Below are 18,224 nucleotides of genomic sequence, written 5' to 3'. Positions count from 1 at the left end.
CTCACCAGCCCCGGCGATACATGAAGACCTGCGTGCCCAGCCGCGACAGTTCAGCCAGCAGCAGGGCGAAGAACATGAAATTGACCAGCATCAGCTTGTCGGCGCCATGGTGAAGGCTGAGCATGGCGCAGATGGTCCCGGTCACCAGCGTGTAAAAGCCGGTGCGCGTGCCCAGCAGCGCCACCTGCCGGTCGCGTTCATCGGCGGCGCTGCGGACCTTGCCCTCGTTGCGCAAGGCCAGCATCACGGCCAGGATGATCGCGATGACGATCTGACCCACGATCATCCCCACGATGCAGACCAGCAGCCACATGAACTGTCCACCGCCCGGCACGGCAGCCCAGCCCAGATAGGCACCGAACACCGGAATGAAATAAGCCCCGCCAAAGCCCAACAGCGCCAGCAATTGCATCCAGGCCAGTTTCTCCCGGAATGACATGTTAAAGCCTCCATCCATGATGTTTGATATTTTTAACATCATGTGCGTGATTGGCGCTTAAATGTCAAATATGTTTAACATGCATTTCCACTTCCCCGTCTTGTCGCAGCGCAACATACTGCGGGGGAGGCGTGCGCATGGAGGCGAAGGACATGGCGGAAACCGAGACGGGCAGCAGCGGCCCCATCACCTATGATGATTTCCAGAAGGTGGATATCCGGGCCGGCACCATTGTGAAGGCCGAAGCCTTTCCCGAGGCGCGGCGACCGGCCATCAAGCTGTGGGTGGATTTTGGGGAGCCGATTGGCATCCGCAAATCATCGGCCCAGATCACGGCTTATTACCAGCCTGAAACGCTGGTTGGCCGACAGGTGGTGGGGGTGGTGAATTTCCCGCCGCGCCAGATCGGCAAATTCATGTCGGAAGTGCTGGTCCTGGGCCTGCCCAGCGAGACGGGGGAGGTGGTTCTGCTCTCCCCCGACCAGCCGGTGCCCAATGGCGGGCGGATGTATTGATTCTTAGAGCATATTTCCGTTGACCGGAAAAACGCTCTAGCAGTTCGTAGTCCTCAGTCGCCGGCGCTGCATCCGCAGCTTGGCTTTCGCCGCACGAGCGGCGCGGCGGTCGCCGCCGGAGCGGTTTTCCTGTCAAAGGACAACCGCTCTAACTCCCCGCCAGGGCCTTGGCGCGGATGCCGGACAGGGTGCTGGTGGGGGTGATGGCTTCGGGGTCCAGGCGCACATGCACCAGGGCCGGTTTGCCGCTGGCGACGGCCGTATCAAACGCGGCCTGGAACTCGCCTTCCTTTTCCACGGTAAAGCCGACGCCGCCATAGGCGCGGGCCAGGGCGGCGAAATCGGGGCTGTAAAGCTGAGTGCCCAGCACGCGGCCCGGAAACTCCCGCTCCTGATGCATGCGGATGGTGCCGTACATGCCATTATCGATGACCACGGCGACGATGGCGGCCCCATGCTGCACGGCGGTGGCAAATTCCTGCCCATGCATCAGGAAACAGCCATCACCGGCCAGCGCCACGACGGTGCGGTCGGGCTGGTGCAGCTTGGCCCCCACAGCGGCGGGCAGGCCATAGCCCATGGAACCGCTGGTCGGTGCCAGCTGTGTGCCAAAGGCCTGATAACGATGGAACCGGTGCAGCCAGATGGCGTAATTGCCGGCCCCGTTGCACATCACCGAATCCGGCGGCAGGGCGCGCAGGGCGGCCACCACCTCCGCCATCTGCACCGGGCCGGGATTGGCCGGCACCGTGTCGGTCCAGGCGCGATAGGCGGCGCGGGCCGCTTCGCGCCACACGGCACGGGCTGTCGGAACCGTGTGGGCCAGGGCGGGCAGGGCGGCGGTGACAAAGGCGCGGGGGCTGGCCTGGATCGACAGGGCCGCCTGATAGACCCGGCCCAGTTCTTCGGCACCGGGATGCACATGCACCAGCGGTACACCGGGATTGGGGATGCCCAGTAGCTCATAGCCCTGTGACGGCACCTCGCCCATCGTCCCGCCCAGCAGCAGCACCAGATCGGATTGTTTCACCCGGGCCAGAAGGGCCGGGTTGGCGCCAAAGCCCAGGTCGCCGGCATACGCCTCGCTCATGGCGCTGACCAGCATCTGGCGGCGAAATTCCACGGCCAGCGGGATGTCGTGTGCCTCGGCAAAGGCGGTGAAGGCACCTGCCGTCTCTGCCGTCCAACCGCTGCCGCCCAGGATGGCCAGCGGGCGTTCGGCGGCGGCCAGACGGCGGGCCAGATCGCCCAGGGCATCAGGGTCGGGGAAGGCGTCAACGGCGGGGGCGATGGCCGCGTCGGCCACATCCGCCAGTTCGGTCAGCATATCCTCCGGCAGGGAGATGACCACGGGGCCGGGCCGGCCCTGGCACGCGACACGGAAGGCGCGGGCGACCAGTTCGGGGATGCGGGCCGGATTGTCGATCTCCAAGGCCCATTTGCTCATGCTGCCGAAAACGGCGCTGTAATCCACCTCCTGAAACGCCCCGCGCTGACGCATGTCACGCGCCACCTGACCCACGAACAGGATCATGGGTGTCGCGTCCTGCTGCGCAATGTGAATGCCGGCAGAGGCGTTGGTGGCACCGGGGCCGCGCGTGACAAAGCAGATGCCGGGCCGCCCCGTCAGCTTGCCCTGCGCCTCCGCCATGATGGCGGCCCCGCCTTCCTGCCGACAGGTGATGAAGCGGATGCCGCTGTCGTGCAAGGCATCCAGCACCGGCAGGTAGCTCTCCCCCGGCACCCCGAACACCATCCCCACCCCCTGCGCCTCCAACGCCGCGACCAGAAGGCGGGCGCCGGTGCGGGCGGTGGCGGTGGTGGCGGCGGCAGGCACGGTCATGGTGGCGGTCCCTTGATCAATGGTTGGGGCGATTGTGGCGGGAATGGCCGCCGGATTGAAGTGGCGGAATGCGCGGAATGCGCATCATTTCTGGCACTATGCCGGCCACCCCTGGCGTATCGCCGGTGGATGCCTGCTTGTGTGCGGTTTGGCGGCACGCGCGCGCAGGCCCTGTTTCAAAGGGCGGATATTACCTATAGTTTTGCGCGGCAACCAGAACGGGAGATATGGGTATGGCGACCTTCAAGCCTGATTACCGGGCGGGTGACGGTTATGCGCCTGTCTGTATAGCCCTGGTCAATGACAGCCGGGTCCCGCTGCTGTACGACCTGCGCGGCGTGGTCGATGCCCATGGCGACCCGTTGCGGGACTATGGTCACCAGACCTCGCTGCTCTCCACCTATCAGAAGGCGCGGGACAGCCATATGCCCTCGGTGATCCGGGGTGGGGCGGCGGCCCTTTCCACCAGCTTTGCCGCCATGGTTTTCAAGCTGGCCTTTCACGTGACGACCGGTGCCTATAAACGGCTGCGCACCGCCGGGGCCACGGGCCAGACGGACCTGACGGCACCCGTCACCAACCTGCGGGTGGGGGCCGTGCCGCCGGGTGGCGCGCTGCATATCGAAATGGGGTCCATTCCCGTGGATGGCCGGCTGCTGAACAAGGGTTGGCTCAGCAACCGTGACGGCAAGCACTTCACCGGTTCCGTCATTGGCCCGGCACCCCTGGATGGCGACGCGCTGGATGCGGCGTTGGAGGCGGGGGATGAAACCTTGCTGGAAGGGACACGCCGGGCCGGCACGGGCCTGTCCTTCTGGGGTGAGAAGACAGGCTTCTGGGACAGTGTGTTCCGGCGCGACATGTTCAACGCCAATATCAATTTCCGCGCCATTCCGGGGGCCACGCCGATGGTGGAGCGGGAGGATACGGAGGCGGCGCATGAGGTCGCCATAGGCTCCCTGATCTATCGTCTCGATGGCGGCAGCTTCTCACCGGCATCGCTGGACTATATCCAGATAAGGGTCCGGAATGCCTGATTGCCGGTCCTTGCCCTCATCACAAGGGTTGAAAATGCGGGGTGAAGTAAAGTCGTTCATCGGCGAAGTGCCTATGGTCTGATATTGTCATTCAGATGGACAGCCGGGCATGAAGCACCTGGCTGGGTCGTGGGGCGGGGGCGAAGCGTTGGCGAGCGTGGCATCATCGGACGGACAGACGGGCAGGGTCACACTGGCGGAAATTGGTCGCCTCACCATCGCCTGGGACGATACCGACCCCTGGCAGCAGAACTTTAACGTCCTGGTGGTACCAACGGGCCCCAGACTTGACGACTTGGATGGCAGCTTCGCGCGCAGCCTCGCCAACAGATTGGGACGCGATGGTTGGCGGGCATTCAAGGATGCAGCGCGGGTGACGGCGGAAAGGTCGCCGCTCTATGGCCCAGACGCCCCGATATTCTTTCGCGCACCGCAATTAGCACGCCTTCATGATCAGCATCGTTACTATGTTCTGGCAACAGTATCTTTTTCTCCAAACGAGCGTGTTTCCATTGCGCATGTATTATCTAGTATTATTTACTTATTTGATGTAGAATTACCTCTTGCAACGCCGTTGGTGCTGATGCCAGTGCCCGGTACTGGTGACATAGGGCGATCACTTTTCTCTGAAGTGCAGCAATGTATCGCGAACACATTCCGCATGCGATCCATTCTGCATAAGGCTAGACTAGCAGAACTTATTTTAACCTCTAAGGAGCAGATAGATTTATCAAAATTAACTGCGTCATCGGTAGATTTTGAAAACGTACCGATCATGTACAGCCCATGGTCGGAATGCGACAAAATTGTGCGTTGTGCTGTACGTATAGCGGAAAGAATAATTTACCGTACAACACTGGGAGAATATCTCCGTATTTCGCCAAGTGATCTGCTTACGGCGCTCATTTATGTGTCAAGCGCTGGTGCATATTCTTCATACTGGAAGCAGCCCTATAAAAACATCCTGTCCCAGCATGCGCGGAAGTGGATCGCCCAAACCCTTGATGACTATCTCCGTAAACCCTTCATCGAAAGCGGAGAATTAAGCTTTGCCGCTCTTCAGCCTTGGATGAAAGCGGCAAAGGAGCATGCGGGACGCAAACGAATCACCGTTGTTGATCTCATTCTGACCATGGACCCAGCGATTGAGGTGAAGGGCGTTGATCTCGAAACCCTCCGCCGTGACGTGGCGCGTGCGTGGGAGGCTGAGAGCCAGATGTTCGACCTCACCCTCGTCAAGGTCAAAGGCGAGGAAGTCACCCTCAACCCTGATGCCCTGACCGCGCGGGAGGAGATTGTCCAGTCCAGCAACACACCTGAGCCACCTCAGCCTGTCACCGCTCTCCGCATCACCAGCTTCAACAGCGACGACACGGACGGGCCGGACCTTCTGGGTGTCGGCCGGGATGCCAAGGCCTTTGCCGATCTGATCTGTTTGCGCGCGGCGAAACCGCCGCTGTCCATCGGGCTGTTCGGCCATTGGGGCAGCGGCAAAAGCTTTTTCATGGGCCGCATCAAGCAGAACATCCAGACGATCACCGCAGAGGCCCGCCACACAGAGAACAGCCCGTTCTGCGGCACGGTCGTGCCCATCCATTTCAACGCCTGGCACTATGTCGAACAGAATCTCTGGGCCAGTCTGGTCCATCATCTGTTCCAGGAGTTGGATGGCTGGATTCGCGAGAAATCGGACGGCGTCTCTAAGCCGGACCAGCTATTTGCCAAGCTGGCCACCGCTCGCCACCTGACGTTTGAGGCGTTGGAGGAACTTGTTGCCCTTGGATTGCGTGCTTATACGGCAGAGAAGGATACAGAACGTGCCCATGAGGCGGTGCAAACGCAGACGCTTCAGTCAATGAAGGGATTAGCCAATGTTCTCGGTCATGTTTTCGCGACCGAAATTGACGCAGCCAAGGGTGAAGTTTGCGAGAAGTTGGAGCAGTATGCAAAGGAACAGGGTACTACGCTTAAGAATATGAGAGATAAGACAGAAAAGCTTATCTCGTTGTGGGAAAGCGGAAAAACTTTCTGGGGAAAGCTGGGTGTATGGGTAAAGTCACCGCGTAGGCTTTTCCGGGATTGGTGTCTTTGGATTCTGTTTTTGTGCTGTACAACATTGACTATTTTATCCTCTAATCTCTCAATGTTCTTGCCAGATGGAACCGACTGGGTGTGGCTACGCCTCATTCAGCCGATTCTAGTTTATGCGACTCCGATCGTTTCTACTGGCTGGGCATGGGTTCGCCTGATTCATCCGTATCTCAGCAAGCTTAAGGCGGCGCGGGATGCCCTGAACAAGATCGCTGAGGCAGAAGAGCAAAGGCAGCAGATAAGACTCCAACAATCAAAGACGGCGCTTCAAGAATGCGAGGCCCGATTCAAGCGGACACGTGAGCAATTGGTCACTGCGGAGCATGAGTTTGCCGCCCAAAGCACTGCCGCTCGGCTAACGCATTTCATTCGGGATCGGGCTGGCGGTGGCGAATACTCTAAGCATTTGACGCTGGTCGCCACCATCCGTAAGGACTTTCAGTCCTTGTCTGATTTAATACGTGAGGCTGGGCGAAGCACCCCGACGCCTGGGCCTGTGCAACATGGTAGTGAGGCGGGAGCGGCGGAACTGCAGGAAGCCGGCATTGTCTTTCGTCGGAAACTCCAGGATCTTCTTGATCGGCACCAGGAGCGGTTGCCACCTACCGTTATCGAGGCCATTAAGCGGGCAATGCCTGAACAGGCGCCCGATCCGCAAGCACAGCGGGATCGGGCGCTCTTTGACCGTATCGTCCTCTATATCGACGATCTGGACCGCTGCCCCCCGGAAAAGGTGGTGGAAGTGTTGCAGGCGGTGCATCTGCTGCTGGCCTTCGACCTGTTCGTCGTAGTCGTGGCGGTGGATGTGCGCTGGGTGGAACAGTCGCTGGAACGCACCTATGCCGGGATGCTGAAGGTGAAGAAGGCGACGCAAGGCGGGGATATGGCAAGCCCGCGCGATTATCTGGAGAAGATTTTCCAGATACCGTTCTGGGTGGAACCGATGGATGGCGAGGCCTGTAGCCGCTTCCTGACGGGCCTTATGGACCGGATCGCCGAGGGTGAACAGGTGTCCCCGCGCCCGGCCACCCAACCGGCATCAACTTCACCCGCCCCAGCCTTGTCGGAGGGTTCAGTGCCCGCCCGCGAAGCAGCGCAGAAAGCGCCGGAGGCATGGGAAACGGATGAGGATGTGCCGGGGCCGTCCGGGGATGAGGATGCGCTGGAAACGGCCCCCCCTGAAGACGAGCCTGTCAGCCCGGAGCTAGACCTGCAACCGGCACCCGTGCGGCCGGTGCCCGCGCCGCAAACCGTGGTCCTGTCGCCCCTGTCGGCCATTGACCGGGCGGAGATTGCGGCGATTGCCCCGCTGCTGGGTGGCGTACCGCGCCGGATGAAGCGCTTCCTCAATGTCTATCAATTGTTGAAGACACAGGTGAACGCCATGGCGCTGACGGATGAACAGCGCGACGAGAGGGCGCTGGCCATTGGTCTGGCCATCTGGCTGGGCTTTACCAGTACGGAGATGGAGCAGACGCATGAGGTCGCGATTATCACCGACATGGGGGCGGCCCTGGCGCAGGGCGGCCCCCGATTCCACGCCCTGCTGCTGGAACGTGCTAAGATCGCGGGGCTTGATCTGGACGCGCCCGGTGTGAAGGACCTGTTCGCGTGGATCGTGGAACTGGCGCAGCGGTTCAGCTTCAACGGCCCTGGTGGTGGCCTGCCTCAGCCGATCCTGGCCTAAGCGAACAGGGTACGCACCGTATCCCGCGCGGCATTGACCTGCCGGTCATCGCCCACGATCAGGAACAGGGCCTTGGCGCGGATGGACCGGCCCACAGGGTTGGCCAGCACGGCACCCGTATCGGCGCAGAGATAGCCGATGGGCGTGCCAATGCTGGCCCCGGCGATGCGGGTCAGCAGGTCCAGCCAGCTCCCTTCCCAGACACGGGGCAGGTCGACGCGGCGGCATTCATCGCCTTCTGCCGTGAAAAGCTGTTCGATCAGCGCCTCTGACCCAGGGCTGACAATGGCGCGGGCCGCCACCTCGGGATAGCCGTGCATGACGCGGATGGGCTGCGCGCCACCCAGGCGGGCCAGCCGGTCGCGGTCACCCAGATCCACGCATTCGGCGATGATCGGGGTTTTCTGCCCCGCTTCGCGCAGGCGCAGGACGGTGTCCAGCACGCGGGCCGTCGCCTCCCGGTCGGTTTCGGAGCTGGAGAAGACCAGGGTGGTCCGCGACCTATCGGGTGCGGCATGGGCAAGGGCAGTGGCGTCTGCGGCAACGCCCGTGACATGCACCACCCCCCGGTCGGCCAGGGCTGCCGGCAGGCGCGTGGTTTCGAATGCGCGGGTCAGCAGCAGGACGGGCGTGTCGCGCCAATCCTCATGCGCGCGGACCTGATCGACCAAACGGCAGAGATGCTGCACCCCGTCGCCGCTGGGTTCCCCGATCAACAGCAGATGGTTCGACAATTTCCACCCCCAGGTCCCGTTGGCCTTGCGTTCCTGTTGATCGGTGCGCCAGTCGACCAGCGCCGACACCAGACTGGCCACCACGAAAATCCCGCCGATATACATGAAGCCGACCGTGGCCAACCGCCCGGCATCGGTCTTGGCGAACAGGTCGCCATAGCCGACGGTGACGATGGTGGTGGCGGTCAGCCACAGCGCATCGCGCAGCGCCATCCCTTCCAGGACCATCATGGAGCCGACATGGGCGGCACAGACGGCCATCACCCACAGCGCCAGCGTGCCCAGACGCCGGCCCAAGGTCACGTCATGCAGGCGTGACCTTGGGGAGCGGAACCAGCGATAGAGCAGGGACAGCATGGTCGGTCAACCGCCAGGAGGCTGGAGACGGAAACGGGCAGGAAAACCAGAAGGGCGGGGATGTCGCCACCCCCGCCCCCTTCATCACACGTCCAGGTTCGCGACCTTCAGGGCGTTTTCCTGAATGAAGGCGCGGCGCGGTTCGACCACGTCGCCCATCAGGGTGCTGAACACATCCTCGGCGTCGTCGGCGTGGTTGACCTTCACCTGCAACAGGGTGCGGACGTTGGGGTCCAGCGTGGTTTCCCACAGCTGTTCCGGGTTCATTTCGCCCAGACCCTTATAGCGCTGAATGGTCAGGCCGTGGCGGCCCTGGTCGATCACGCCCTCGAACAGCGAGGACGGGCCGGTGACATGGCGCAGGTCCTTGACCCGGTGACGTAACGTACCGGCCACGGTGTAGGTGGCGGACAAGTGATCAAACATGGCGTCCAGGCGACGCGCCTCCACGCTTTTCAGCAGGTCGGCATCCAGGACATGGCGATGGGTCACGCCCCGGCGGGTGCGGGACAGGATCAGGCCATCCTGGTCGGCCGTGCCCTGCCAGCCGCCGATGGCGGCGGGGGTGGCATCCACGGCCATGGCGTCGCCGGCGGCCAAGGCGCGGTCACGGGCCAGCACATTCAGGCGGTCGGCGACGATACCGGCCAGTTCGGTGGCGCGCGGTACATCGTCCAGCAACCTGGATGACAGCGCGCCGATGATGGCAGCCTGCTCCACAACATCGCGGTTGCCGGCCTTGCGGGCCAGGGCCTGGATGGCGGATTTGGCGGCGCGGGCCTGTTCGACCAGACCGCGCAGATCGTCACCACCCTTGGCGGAACCATCGGCGGCCACCAGGAACACATCATCCGTGCCCTGATTGATCAGGTAATCTTCCAGCGCGCGGTCATCCTTCAGATACCGTTCCTTGGCCGTGCCGCGCTTCACGCGGTACAGCGGCGGCTGCGCGATATAAAGATACCCCTTCTCAATCAAGGCCGGCATCTGGCGATAGAAGAAGGTCAGCAGCAGGGTGCGGATATGGGCGCCGTCAACGTCGGCGTCCGTCATGATGATGATCTTGTGATATCGCGCCTTTTCGATATTGAAGCCCAGTTCGGGGTTCATCTCGTCCCGGCCGATGCCGGTGCCAAGCGCCGCGATCAGGGTACCGATTTCGGCGGATGACAGCATCTTGTCAAACCGCGCCCGCTCCACATTCAAGATCTTGCCGCGCAGGGGCAGGATGGCCTGATTCTGGCGGGAACGGCCCTGTTTGGCCGAACCGCCGGCGCTGTCGCCCTCCACGATGAACAGTTCGGAGAGCGCCGGGTCGCGTTCCTGACAATCGGCCAGCTTGCCGGGCAGGCTGGCCATGTCCAAGGCACCTTTGCGGCGCGTCAGCTCACGGGCCTTGCGAGCGGCTTCGCGCGCGGCGGCGGCTTCCACCACCTTGCCGACAACGCGCTTGGCGTCATTGGGATGTTCTTCGAACCAGGTGGACAAGGCGTCGGCGCAGATGGCCTGCACGACCGGGCCTACTTCGGAGGAAACCAGCTTGTCCTTGGTCTGGCTGGAGAATTTCGGGTCCGGCACCTTGACGGAGATGATGCAGGTCAGACCCTCGCGCATGTCGTCACCCGACAGCGCCACCTTCTCCTTCTTCAGGATGCCGCTTTCTTCCGCGTATTTGTTGACGGTACGGGTCAGGGCGGCGCGGAAGCCGGCCAGATGGGTGCCGCCATCCCGCTGCGGGATGTTGTTGGTGAAGCACAGCGTCGTCTCGTGATAGCTGTCGTTCCACTGCAACGACACTTCCACACCGACGGGCACGCCCGCCTCTGTCGCGCGCTCACCCTTGGCATAGATGCCGGGCTTGTGCAGCGGGGTCTTGGACCGGTCAAGATAGGCGACAAACGCCTCCAGCCCGCCCTCATAGAACAGCTCGACTGACTTCGGCTCCACCCCGCGCGCATCGGTGAAGATGATCAGCACGCCGGAATTGAGGAAGGCCAGCTCGCGCAGGCGATGTTCCAGGGTCTGGAAATCGAATTCCGTCTTGGTGAACGTGGCCTTGGACGGCAGGAAAGTCACTTCCGTGCCGGTCAGGGCCTCCCCGGCACGCTTGCCCTCTGTCACCACGGGGGCGGGGCCGACATCGGCCAGCGGGGCCACGGCGTCGCCATGGGCGAAACGCATTTCCCAGATGCGGCCCTGACGCCAGATGCGCAGGTCCAGCACCTCTGACAGGGCATTCACCACCGACACGCCCACGCCGTGCAGGCCGCCCGACACCTTGTAGCTGTTCTGGTCGAACTTACCGCCGGCATGCAACTGGGTCATGATGACCTCTGCTGCCGACACGCCCTCTTCCTTGTGGATATCCACAGGGATGCCGCGGCCATTGTCGCGCACCGTCACGGAGCCGTCGGCATTCAGGCGCACATCCACGCGGTCGGCATGGCCGGCCAGCGCTTCGTCGATGGCGTTGTCCACGACCTCATACACCATGTGGTGCAGGCCGGACCCGTCATCGGTATCGCCGATATACATGCCGGGACGCTTGCGGACGGCGTCCAGGCCCTTCAGCACCTTGATGGAACTGGCCCCATATTCCTCTGCGGCGGCGGCGACGGAGGGGGCGGCGGCTTGGGTATGTTCGGTATTCGTCATGGTGCCGGGAGTGTATCAGAAAGTGCCGAAAAACAGGGGTAAAACCGTCAGAACACTGTCAAATTTCCGCATGGGGCTTACCCGTTTTCATTGACCGTGCCCGGTCAATGACCTCAGGCGCCGGCACCCACATCCGTCAGCTTGGCTAACGCGCCACGTGGCGCGCGCCAGCAGTCGCCGCCGTCCCTCAATCCGACAATTCGACATTGTCGGATTGAGGGCTAAGCCGCGATTGCGCAACCGTGACATGGGTGGCGGACGCCCCCAGCGGGCGGAAGATGTCGGCATCCGTGCCGGTCATCCAGGCCTGGCTGCCGGTGGCCAGAATCTCATCGAAAAGCGCCTGCCGCCGGCCTTCATCCAAGTGTGCGGCCACTTCATCCAGCAGCAGCAATGGTGCGGTCCCCGTCTCTGCCCGCATCAGGCGGGCATTGGCCAGCACGATGGCGATCAGCAGTGCCTTCTGTTCGCCGGTACTGCCCAGTTCAGCGGGCATATCCTTGGCGCGGTAGGTGACGGCAAGGTCGGACCGGTGCGGCCCGATGGTGGCCCCGCCCGCCGCCGCATCGGCCCGCCGTCCCTCCGCCAGCGCCTTGCGAAAGGCCTCTTCGGCGTCCAGCGCTGGGCGTCCGGCCAGCAGCGCATCGACGGCCCCGATAATGGCAATGCCGGGGGCGGGAAACGGCCCTACCCCCTGCGCCGCCGCTGCTTCCAGCCGGGCTGCCATATCGGCGCGGGCGGCGGCCACGGCAATACCGGTTTCCGCCATCTGGCTTTCCAGGCTGGACAGCCAGGCGGGATCGACCGGGCCGTCGCGCAGGATGCGGGCGCGTTCGCGCAGGGCATTTTCGTATTTGGTCAGGCGTCCGGCATGACCGCTGTCAAACCCGAAGACCAGCCGGTCCAGGAACCGCCGCCGCCCCACCGCCCCTTCCAGGAACAGCCGGTCCATCTGTGGCGTCAGCCAGACGACGGAGACATGTTCGGCCAGCGCGATCTGGCCCTTGGCGGGGCGTCCATCGATATGGACCAGACGGCGTTCGCTTTCCCCGCCCGCCGGGTCACGGCCCGTGCCGATTTCCACCGGACCCAGGGGCGTGGCGACGGTTGCCGCGATGGCCCAACCCGGCCCGCCCGTCCATTCCGCCGCCGTGCTGTCGCCGATCCGCTCAATCTCCGACAATTTGGCCCGGCGCATGCCGCGACCGGGGGCCAGGAAACTGACCGCTTCAAGGATATTGGTCTTGCCGGCCCCGTTTTCCCCCGTCAGCACGACAGGCCGCGCATCGCATTCAAGCCGCGCGCTGGCATAGGAACGGAACCGGGTCACCGTCAGGCGGGTGACGGCCAGGGTGGGGGGGATCAATTCAGCAACTCCGACACCGGTAGGTCATTCGCCACGATCTTCGTGGCGGGCGATGCGCAGGGTGGCACCGTCGGGCCGGGCGATTTCCACTATGGTTTCCAGCCGTGTCAGGCGACGTTCATGGTCTGCGATAGTTTTGACGGTCTCCCGGCGCAACTCCCCAACCGTTGCATCCAGCCGCTGTACCTTTTCCTCAATGAGAACGATGGTCTTCAGACCACTGAGGATTTTGTCGCCAAAGCTCATGCCGGACGGTCCTTGCTCAGGTCGGCAAGGGCCGCCTCCGCTGCTTCAATGGAGCGGTCCAAGTGACCCAGGATGCGTGGGGCTGCATCATTCAGCGCGGATAGCAACGCCTCTATCTCTTCCCGGTTCTCGATCAGGTCATCATCGGCCACGCGGCGGCGCACGAACTCAGACGTCGTAATGCCCAGGCGGCGGGCCTGCGCATCCAACCTTGTCTTTTCCGCCGGTGTCATCTGCACCACCAGCCGCGCCGTCGCCGCCATCGTCATCTCCTATGTCCATGGCATGGACATAGGATGCGCCTCTGACGGGAACATGACAAGTGGCTGCAAAACAGAAACGCCCCGACCGGTCTCCCGGCCAGGGCGTTTCACAGACTCAAACCGTCCTTATCCTCACACGCGCATCGGCATCAGCACATAGAGCGCCGTGGCGTCCTGGGCGTCGCGGACGATGGTGGGGGAACCGCCATCGGCCATCTGGAAACGGGCGGTGCCGCTTTCGATCTGGCCGGTGATGTCCAGCAGGTAGCGGCTGTTGAAGCCGATTTCCAGGGGCGTGTTGTCATAGGCAATTTCCAGCTCTTCCGTGGCCGAACCGGCATCGGCGGAGCTGGCGGACAGGGTCAGCAGGTCACGGCCCAGCGACAGCTTCACGGCGCGCGACTTCTCGGTCGAGATGGTGGCGACGCGGTCGACGGCGGCGGCGAAGGACTTGGAGTTGACCTCCAGCACCTTGTCATTGCCGGCGGGGATCACGCGCTCATAATCCGGGAAGGTGCCGTCGATCAGCTTGCTGGTCAGCACGACATTGTCGAAGGCGAAGCGGACCTTGGTTTCCGACAGCTGCACATCAATGCTGCCCGCCACCTCGTCCAGCAGCTTGCGCACTTCCAGCACGGTCTTGCGCGGCACGATCACGCCGGGAATGGCGGATGCGCCATCGGGCAACGGCACTTCCACGCGGGCCAGACGGTGACCGTCGGTGGCGACGGCGCGCAGGGCCGGGGCGTCGCCACCCTTCGGCTTGGTCGCATGCACATAAATGCCGTTCAGATAGTACCGGGTTTCCTCGGTGCTGATGGCGAACTTGGTACGGTCGATCAGGGCCTTCAGCTCGCTGACCGTCAGGGTGAAGCTGTGGGCCAGATCGCCCTGCGCCATCTGCGGGAAATCATCGACAGGCAGGGTGCCCAGCTTGAAATGGGACCGGCCCGACCGCAGGGTCAGCACATCGCCCGTCGCATCCAGCTCCACCTGGCTGCCATCGGGCAGCTTGCGGGCGATGTCATACAGGGTGTGGGCCGGGGCGGTTGCCGAACCGGGCATGGCGATTTCCGCCGGCACGCTTTCCACAATCTCCAGGTCCATGTCGGTGGCGGTCAGCGACAGTTCGCCATTGGCCGCATTCAACAGGACATTGGACAGGACCGGAATGGTATTGCGCCGTTCGACGATGCTCTGCACATGCCCGAGGGAGCGAAGCAGGGCGGCACGTTCGATGATGATCTTCATCCTGGTTCCGGTCGGCTAGGTCCCCCGAAGGGGGACGACAATGTTCTTCCAATCCCCCGGCCAAGGGCCGGAAGGGGCGCTACCATAGCATAAGACATCGGACATAACAGGGGTTTGCTGCATGGATCGCCCCACTGTCTGATGGACAGGGTGTGACCCGGCGAACTGGTTCAACCAACCACGGGGGCGGGGCGCTTGGGATAGTCGAAACGCGGCGGCAGACGATGATGCAGGGCGGCATAGATGGTCATGACCACGGCCCCGGCCACCGCGATGGACAGCAGTTCCAGAGCTGGCATCGTGGTCGATCCCGCCACCACGACCGGCATTGCACCTGCCGGCGGATGGGTCAGGCGGGCCAGCGACATCATGGTGATGGCAGCCCCCACGGTCAGCCCCACCACCCACCAATCGGCGGGCAGGGCCATATGGGCCAGCAAGGTGACCAGACCCGCCAGCAGATAACCGCCAATGACATTTACCGGCTGGGCCAGCGGGCTTGCCGCTTGTGCAAACAACAGGACGGCGCTGGCCCCGAACGGGGCCAGCAGCAGTGGCAGATGCGTCACCCCGGCCAGCCAGCCCGCCGCCGCGATGGTCACCGCCGCCCCCAGCCCGGCCTTCACATGGGCGGCCAGATGCGGATGGCGGGCTTCATGACGAACCAGCAGGTGACGCGGCATGGGTAAATCCTGTGCAATAGATGCCTGTTTTCTGACCTGAGAGCGCACAATTTGCAATCAATCTCTATCGTGCCGCTCGGTTGAACGCCACGCATGCCTGCGGTTCAGATTGTGTCCTATCGGAACTGATCCGATTTCGGATTTATTGGGGCAGGGGCTTTGAGAGAGAGGGAATTGGGTTATGACGCGGATATTGATCTGCGCCTTGCTGGTCATGGGCACCCTTCTGGGGCTTGCAGGGATTGATCTGGTACTGCCGTCGCTGCCGCTGCTGGCGTCATGGCCGGGAGGGGATGCGGCGCGGGCACAGTTGGTGATCGCCGCCTATGTGGCGGGTGCCATGGCGGGCATGCTGCTGTTCGGTACGCTGGCGGCGCGGTTCGATCGGCGCTTTCTGCTGCTGGGGGCCATGGCGGCATTCGGGGTCCTGTCGGGTCTGTCGGTGCTGGTCACCGATCTGGATCTGCTGATCGCGCTGCGCGCCGGACAGGGGTTGGCCGGGTCCGCCCCCGCGGTCTTTGCCCCCGGTATCATCCGCCGTCTGTTTGATGAGGTCGGGGCCATGCGCGCCCTGGCGCTGCTCGGTTCGATTGAGGCCATTGCACCTGGGGCGGCCCCCTTGGCCGGGGCGGCGCTGATTGCCTGGGCCGGGTGGCAGGCACCGTTTGTGGCCATCGCGCTGGCGGCCTTGCTGGTGCTGGCCTGCCTGATGGCCGGTCTGGGCATCCTGCCCGGCGGGCGGGTGAAAAAGCGGCAGGACGGCTCCTATGGAAAGCTGCTGCGCGATCCCGTCTTCCTGCGCTATGGCCTGTCGCATGGCGGGGTGCTGGGCGGGCTGCTGATCTTCGTGTTCGGCGCACCCGTCACCATCACTGCGGGCATGGGCGGCAGCATGGGTGATTTCGTGGTGATGCAGGCCATCGGCGTCACGCTGTTTGCCGTTACCGCCAATCTGGCGGGTGGGCTGGCCCGGCGCTTCGGGATCGAACGCATGATCAGTATCGGCACGGCCATGGCCTTTCTGTCGGGCATCCTGCTGCTGATCTTCGGCTGGACGGGGGGCGGGCCGGTCTGGATGCTGTCGGTGCTGTTCGCGCCCATGAATATCGGGCTGGGCCTGCGCGGGCCGCCGGGCTTCCTGCGCGCCATCATGGCGGGACGCGGCGATGATGACCGCGCCGCCGCCCTGGTCATCCTGTTCATAACGGGCATCTCCTCGGTCGGGACGGCGCTGCTGGCCCCCTTCATCATTCTGGGCCTGCCGGCGCTGACCCTGGCGGTGGCGTTGGTGCAGGCGATGGGACTGGCGGCGTTGATCCTGCTGCCGCGTTTGGCCGATTGATCTACTTGTAAGGCACGGTGCTTTCCGCGACCCTTGGGGCCGTGATTGCGGGAAAGGTGGCATGGGCTGGGGTTACGGTCTGGATGCGAAGCTGGCCGATTGGCGGCACGAAGGCCTGATCAGTGATGATCAGGCCGCGCGCATCGCCGCGTTTGAGGCGACGCGGGGACGACCGAAGCTGGCCCTGGCCCTGGCGGCGCTGGGCGCCTTCACCATCGGCGTCGGTATCATTGCCATCATCGCCGCCAATTGGGATGCCATCCCCATTGGCCCGCGTTTGGGCCTGCATGTCCTGATCAATCTGGGTCTGGGGGCCTTCATCTGGCAGGCGGCCGGGCGGGCGACATCGTCCGCGCGGGTGGAAGGCGGCGTGCTGCTGCTCTCGCTCTCCACCCTGGCCCTGATCGCCCATATCGGACAGAGCTTTCAGTTGCAGGGCAGCGCCAGCGGCCTGATGGGTGGCTGGCTGCTGCTGTCCACACCCTTCACCCTGCTGCTGGCACGGGGCGGGCTGAACCGCTGGGTCTGGGTCCTGGGCCTGTTCACCTGGGCCGGTGCCCTGCTGGCCGATCATTGGGATGGGCTGCATGAAAGGCGCCTGTCGGCCAGCATCCTGATTCTGTTCCTGGCGCTGCTCTATCTGGCGCGGCTGGCCCCCCGGCCCGTGCCTGCGGTCTGGGCCCGGCATCTGAGGCAGGCGGCGGTGGGCACGCTGATCGGCGGGCTGACCATCCTGCTGCTGGTGCTGCGCCCCCTGATCGATGGGGTCCCGGAACCGGATGTGATGTGGGACGCGGGCATTGGTGGGGCCGTGGGCATGGTCGCTATCGCCGCCGCCCATGCCCTGTCGCCGCCTGACCGGGCGGGCGTGCGGCTGGGATTCGGCGTGCTGCTGGCGCTCGCCCCGCCCTTGTCGGTTTTGCCCTTCCTGCTGGACGGCACTGTGGCCGCCATCCTGACGGGGGTGTTGTTCTGCCTCTACTGGATCGCGCTGGCGCGGCTGGCCTTGCTGACGGAACGGCCGGGCTGGTTCCGGCTGGCCGTGGCGCTGATCGCGGTGCGGGTCTTCGTCGCCTATCTGGATGCCACGGGCGGGCTGCTGGCCACAGGCTTTGGTCTGGTGCTGGCGGGGGGCGTGCTGCTGGGACTGGCATTCGCGGCGCGGCGGGTCATGGAATGGGGTGAGGCAAGGCGGACGGAGGAAGGGGCGTGATGCGCAAGGAAGCCCTGCTGCGCGCGGCCCTGCTGGCCCTGCCGACCCTGATCCTGGCGGGTTGGGCCCTGTCGCTGCCGCTGCTGCGCGCCGATGATCCGGTGATGCGGGTCCGGCTGGCTGGGTTTGATCCACGTGACCTGCTGCGCGGCCATTATCTGCTGGCCCGGCTGGATATTGCCGGGTTGCCGCCGGGGCGCATGGGCGAAGCTGACTGCATATGCCTGACGCCGGGCGGTGCCGATGGACGTCCCGGTTTCACGACCCTACCGTCCTGTACCCCGGATGCCTTGCGGACTTGCGCCTACCCCCTGGCCGATCCGGGGCGGGAATTGCGGATTTACCAGTCGCAGGAACGGGCGGTCCGGCTGGAGGCGCTGCTGCGCGATGCCACGGTGCGGGTCGATGTCGCGGTGCGATTCGACGGGCAGGGCGGCATCGCGCTGGAGGACATCCAGGTCGATGGCCAATCCCTGCCAGAGGCCGAATAATCAAGGAGGAA

At 63.9% G+C, this 18,224-nt stretch carries 15 protein-coding genes; 6 read left to right on the top strand and 9 right to left on the bottom strand.

Features of this window, described 5'->3' with window-relative positions; genetic code table 11:
* Window position 1 precedes the first annotated feature (1 nt).
* Window positions 2-439, bottom strand: coding sequence for a hypothetical protein (locus ABC729_RS11995; RefSeq protein ID WP_495607801.1), 438 nt, complete (start codon window positions 437-439; stop codon window positions 2-4).
* Window positions 440-576: 137 nt separating this feature from the next.
* Between ABC729_RS11995 and ABC729_RS11990 the strand changes: the two genes are divergently transcribed.
* Window positions 577-954 carry a tRNA-binding protein gene (locus ABC729_RS11990; RefSeq protein WP_495607800.1) on the top strand — a complete coding sequence of 126 codons (378 nt, stop codon included), beginning with the start codon at window positions 577-579 and terminating at the stop codon, window positions 952-954.
* A gap of 148 nt (window positions 955-1,102) precedes the next feature.
* On the opposite strand, the gene ABC729_RS11985 is transcribed toward ABC729_RS11990, so the two are convergent.
* The gene (locus tag ABC729_RS11985) at window positions 1,103-2,797 is read right to left on the bottom strand and encodes a thiamine pyrophosphate-binding protein (RefSeq protein WP_495607799.1); all 1,695 of its coding nucleotides are present in this window, start codon (window positions 2,795-2,797) and stop codon (window positions 1,103-1,105) included.
* A 233-nt stretch (window positions 2,798-3,030) separates the two neighbouring features.
* Here ABC729_RS11985 and ABC729_RS11980 point away from each other — a divergent pair, with 233 nt between their 5' ends.
* Both ABC729_RS11980 and ABC729_RS11975 read left to right on the top strand, forming a co-directional pair.
* Window positions 3,031-3,834 (top strand): hypothetical protein, encoded by an 804-nt coding sequence (locus ABC729_RS11980; protein WP_495607798.1) that lies wholly within the window; start codon window positions 3,031-3,033, stop codon window positions 3,832-3,834.
* A 109-nt stretch (window positions 3,835-3,943) separates the two neighbouring features.
* Window positions 3,944-7,612 carry a P-loop NTPase fold protein gene (locus ABC729_RS11975; RefSeq protein WP_495607797.1) on the top strand — a complete coding sequence of 1,223 codons (3,669 nt, stop codon included), beginning with the start codon at window positions 3,944-3,946 and terminating at the stop codon, window positions 7,610-7,612.
* On the opposite strand, the gene ABC729_RS11970 is transcribed toward ABC729_RS11975, so the two are convergent.
* The 7 genes from ABC729_RS11970 to ABC729_RS11940 all read right to left on the bottom strand — a co-directional run bounded on the left by ABC729_RS11970 (window position 7,609) and on the right by ABC729_RS11940 (window position 15,167).
* The gene (locus ABC729_RS11970; RefSeq protein WP_495607796.1) at window positions 7,609-8,703 is read right to left on the bottom strand and encodes a potassium channel family protein; all 1,095 of its coding nucleotides are present in this window, start codon (window positions 8,701-8,703) and stop codon (window positions 7,609-7,611) included. The two genes, ABC729_RS11975 and ABC729_RS11970, sit on opposite strands and share 4 nt — an antisense overlap.
* An 84-nt stretch (window positions 8,704-8,787) precedes the next feature.
* Window positions 8,788-11,358 carry a DNA topoisomerase (ATP-hydrolyzing) subunit B gene (gene gyrB / locus ABC729_RS11965; protein ID WP_495607795.1) on the bottom strand — a complete coding sequence of 857 codons (2,571 nt, stop codon included), beginning with the start codon at window positions 11,356-11,358 and terminating at the stop codon, window positions 8,788-8,790.
* A gap of 187 nt (window positions 11,359-11,545) precedes the next feature.
* The gene (gene recF, locus ABC729_RS11960) at window positions 11,546-12,721 is read right to left on the bottom strand and encodes a DNA replication/repair protein RecF (protein ID WP_495608674.1); all 1,176 of its coding nucleotides are present in this window, start codon (window positions 12,719-12,721) and stop codon (window positions 11,546-11,548) included.
* 27 nt (window positions 12,722-12,748) lie between these two features.
* Window positions 12,749-12,970: a hypothetical protein gene (locus tag ABC729_RS11955; protein WP_495607794.1), complete on the bottom strand. Its 222-nt coding sequence runs from the start codon at window positions 12,968-12,970 to the stop codon at window positions 12,749-12,751.
* Window positions 12,967-13,239, bottom strand: a complete 273-nt coding sequence (locus ABC729_RS11950; protein WP_495607793.1) for a plasmid mobilization protein — start codon at window positions 13,237-13,239, stop codon at window positions 12,967-12,969. Before ABC729_RS11950 ends, ABC729_RS11955 begins: the two co-directional genes overlap by 4 nt.
* A gap of 126 nt (window positions 13,240-13,365) precedes the next feature.
* The gene (dnaN, locus tag ABC729_RS11945) at window positions 13,366-14,484 is read right to left on the bottom strand and encodes a DNA polymerase III subunit beta (protein WP_495607792.1); all 1,119 of its coding nucleotides are present in this window, start codon (window positions 14,482-14,484) and stop codon (window positions 13,366-13,368) included.
* A 170-nt stretch (window positions 14,485-14,654) separates the two neighbouring features.
* A complete protein-coding gene (locus tag ABC729_RS11940) occupies window positions 14,655-15,167 on the bottom strand; it encodes an HPP family protein (protein ID WP_495607791.1) in 513 nt (170 codons plus the stop codon).
* A gap of 181 nt (window positions 15,168-15,348) precedes the next feature.
* On the opposite strand from ABC729_RS11940, the gene ABC729_RS11935 reads away from it, so the two are divergent.
* The 3 genes from ABC729_RS11935 to ABC729_RS11925 all read left to right on the top strand — a co-directional run bounded on the left by ABC729_RS11935 (window position 15,349) and on the right by ABC729_RS11925 (window position 18,213).
* Window positions 15,349-16,509, top strand: coding sequence for an MFS transporter (locus ABC729_RS11935; RefSeq protein WP_495607790.1), 1,161 nt, complete (start codon window positions 15,349-15,351; stop codon window positions 16,507-16,509).
* Between the two features lie 61 nt (window positions 16,510-16,570).
* Window positions 16,571-17,722, top strand: coding sequence for a DUF2157 domain-containing protein (locus ABC729_RS11930; protein WP_495607789.1), 1,152 nt, complete (start codon window positions 16,571-16,573; stop codon window positions 17,720-17,722).
* Window positions 17,722-18,213, top strand: a complete 492-nt coding sequence (locus tag ABC729_RS11925) for a hypothetical protein (protein ID WP_495607788.1) — start codon at window positions 17,722-17,724, stop codon at window positions 18,211-18,213. The genes ABC729_RS11930 and ABC729_RS11925 overlap by 1 nt, the downstream gene beginning before the upstream one ends.
* Window positions 18,214-18,224 lie beyond the last annotated feature (11 nt).

Source organism: Niveispirillum sp. CC-CTL257 (assembly GCF_059489915.1).
The sequence above is the reverse complement of the archived record's forward strand: the minus strand, read 5'-3'. Positions and strand labels throughout refer to the sequence as shown.

Excerpts from the sequence above, each read along its gene's own strand:
- ABC729_RS11975 (WP_495607797.1), top strand. The coding sequence starts at position 3,944 with ATGAAGCACCTGGCTGGGTCGTGGGGCGGGGGCGAAGCGTTGGCGAGC.
- dnaN (WP_495607792.1), bottom strand. The coding sequence starts at position 14,484 with ATGAAGATCATCATCGAACGTGCCGCCCTGCTTCGCTCCCTCGGGCAT.
- ABC729_RS11940 (WP_495607791.1), bottom strand. The coding sequence starts at position 15,167 with ATGCCGCGTCACCTGCTGGTTCGTCATGAAGCCCGCCATCCGCATCTG.
- ABC729_RS11935 (WP_495607790.1), top strand. The coding sequence starts at position 15,349 with ATGACGCGGATATTGATCTGCGCCTTGCTGGTCATGGGCACCCTTCTG.
- gyrB (WP_495607795.1), bottom strand. The coding sequence starts at position 11,358 with ATGACGAATACCGAACATACCCAAGCCGCCGCCCCCTCCGTCGCCGCC.
- ABC729_RS11930 (WP_495607789.1), top strand. The coding sequence starts at position 16,571 with ATGGGCTGGGGTTACGGTCTGGATGCGAAGCTGGCCGATTGGCGGCAC.
- ABC729_RS11990 (WP_495607800.1), top strand. The coding sequence starts at position 577 with ATGGAGGCGAAGGACATGGCGGAAACCGAGACGGGCAGCAGCGGCCCC.
- ABC729_RS11970 (WP_495607796.1), bottom strand. The coding sequence starts at position 8,703 with ATGCTGTCCCTGCTCTATCGCTGGTTCCGCTCCCCAAGGTCACGCCTG.
- ABC729_RS11925 (WP_495607788.1), top strand. The coding sequence starts at position 17,722 with ATGCGCAAGGAAGCCCTGCTGCGCGCGGCCCTGCTGGCCCTGCCGACC.
- ABC729_RS11980 (WP_495607798.1), top strand. The coding sequence starts at position 3,031 with ATGGCGACCTTCAAGCCTGATTACCGGGCGGGTGACGGTTATGCGCCT.
- ABC729_RS11950 (WP_495607793.1), bottom strand. The coding sequence starts at position 13,239 with ATGACGATGGCGGCGACGGCGCGGCTGGTGGTGCAGATGACACCGGCG.
- ABC729_RS11995 (WP_495607801.1), bottom strand. The coding sequence starts at position 439 with ATGTCATTCCGGGAGAAACTGGCCTGGATGCAATTGCTGGCGCTGTTG.
- ABC729_RS11985 (WP_495607799.1), bottom strand. The coding sequence starts at position 2,797 with ATGACCGTGCCTGCCGCCGCCACCACCGCCACCGCCCGCACCGGCGCC.
- ABC729_RS11955 (WP_495607794.1), bottom strand. The coding sequence starts at position 12,970 with ATGAGCTTTGGCGACAAAATCCTCAGTGGTCTGAAGACCATCGTTCTC.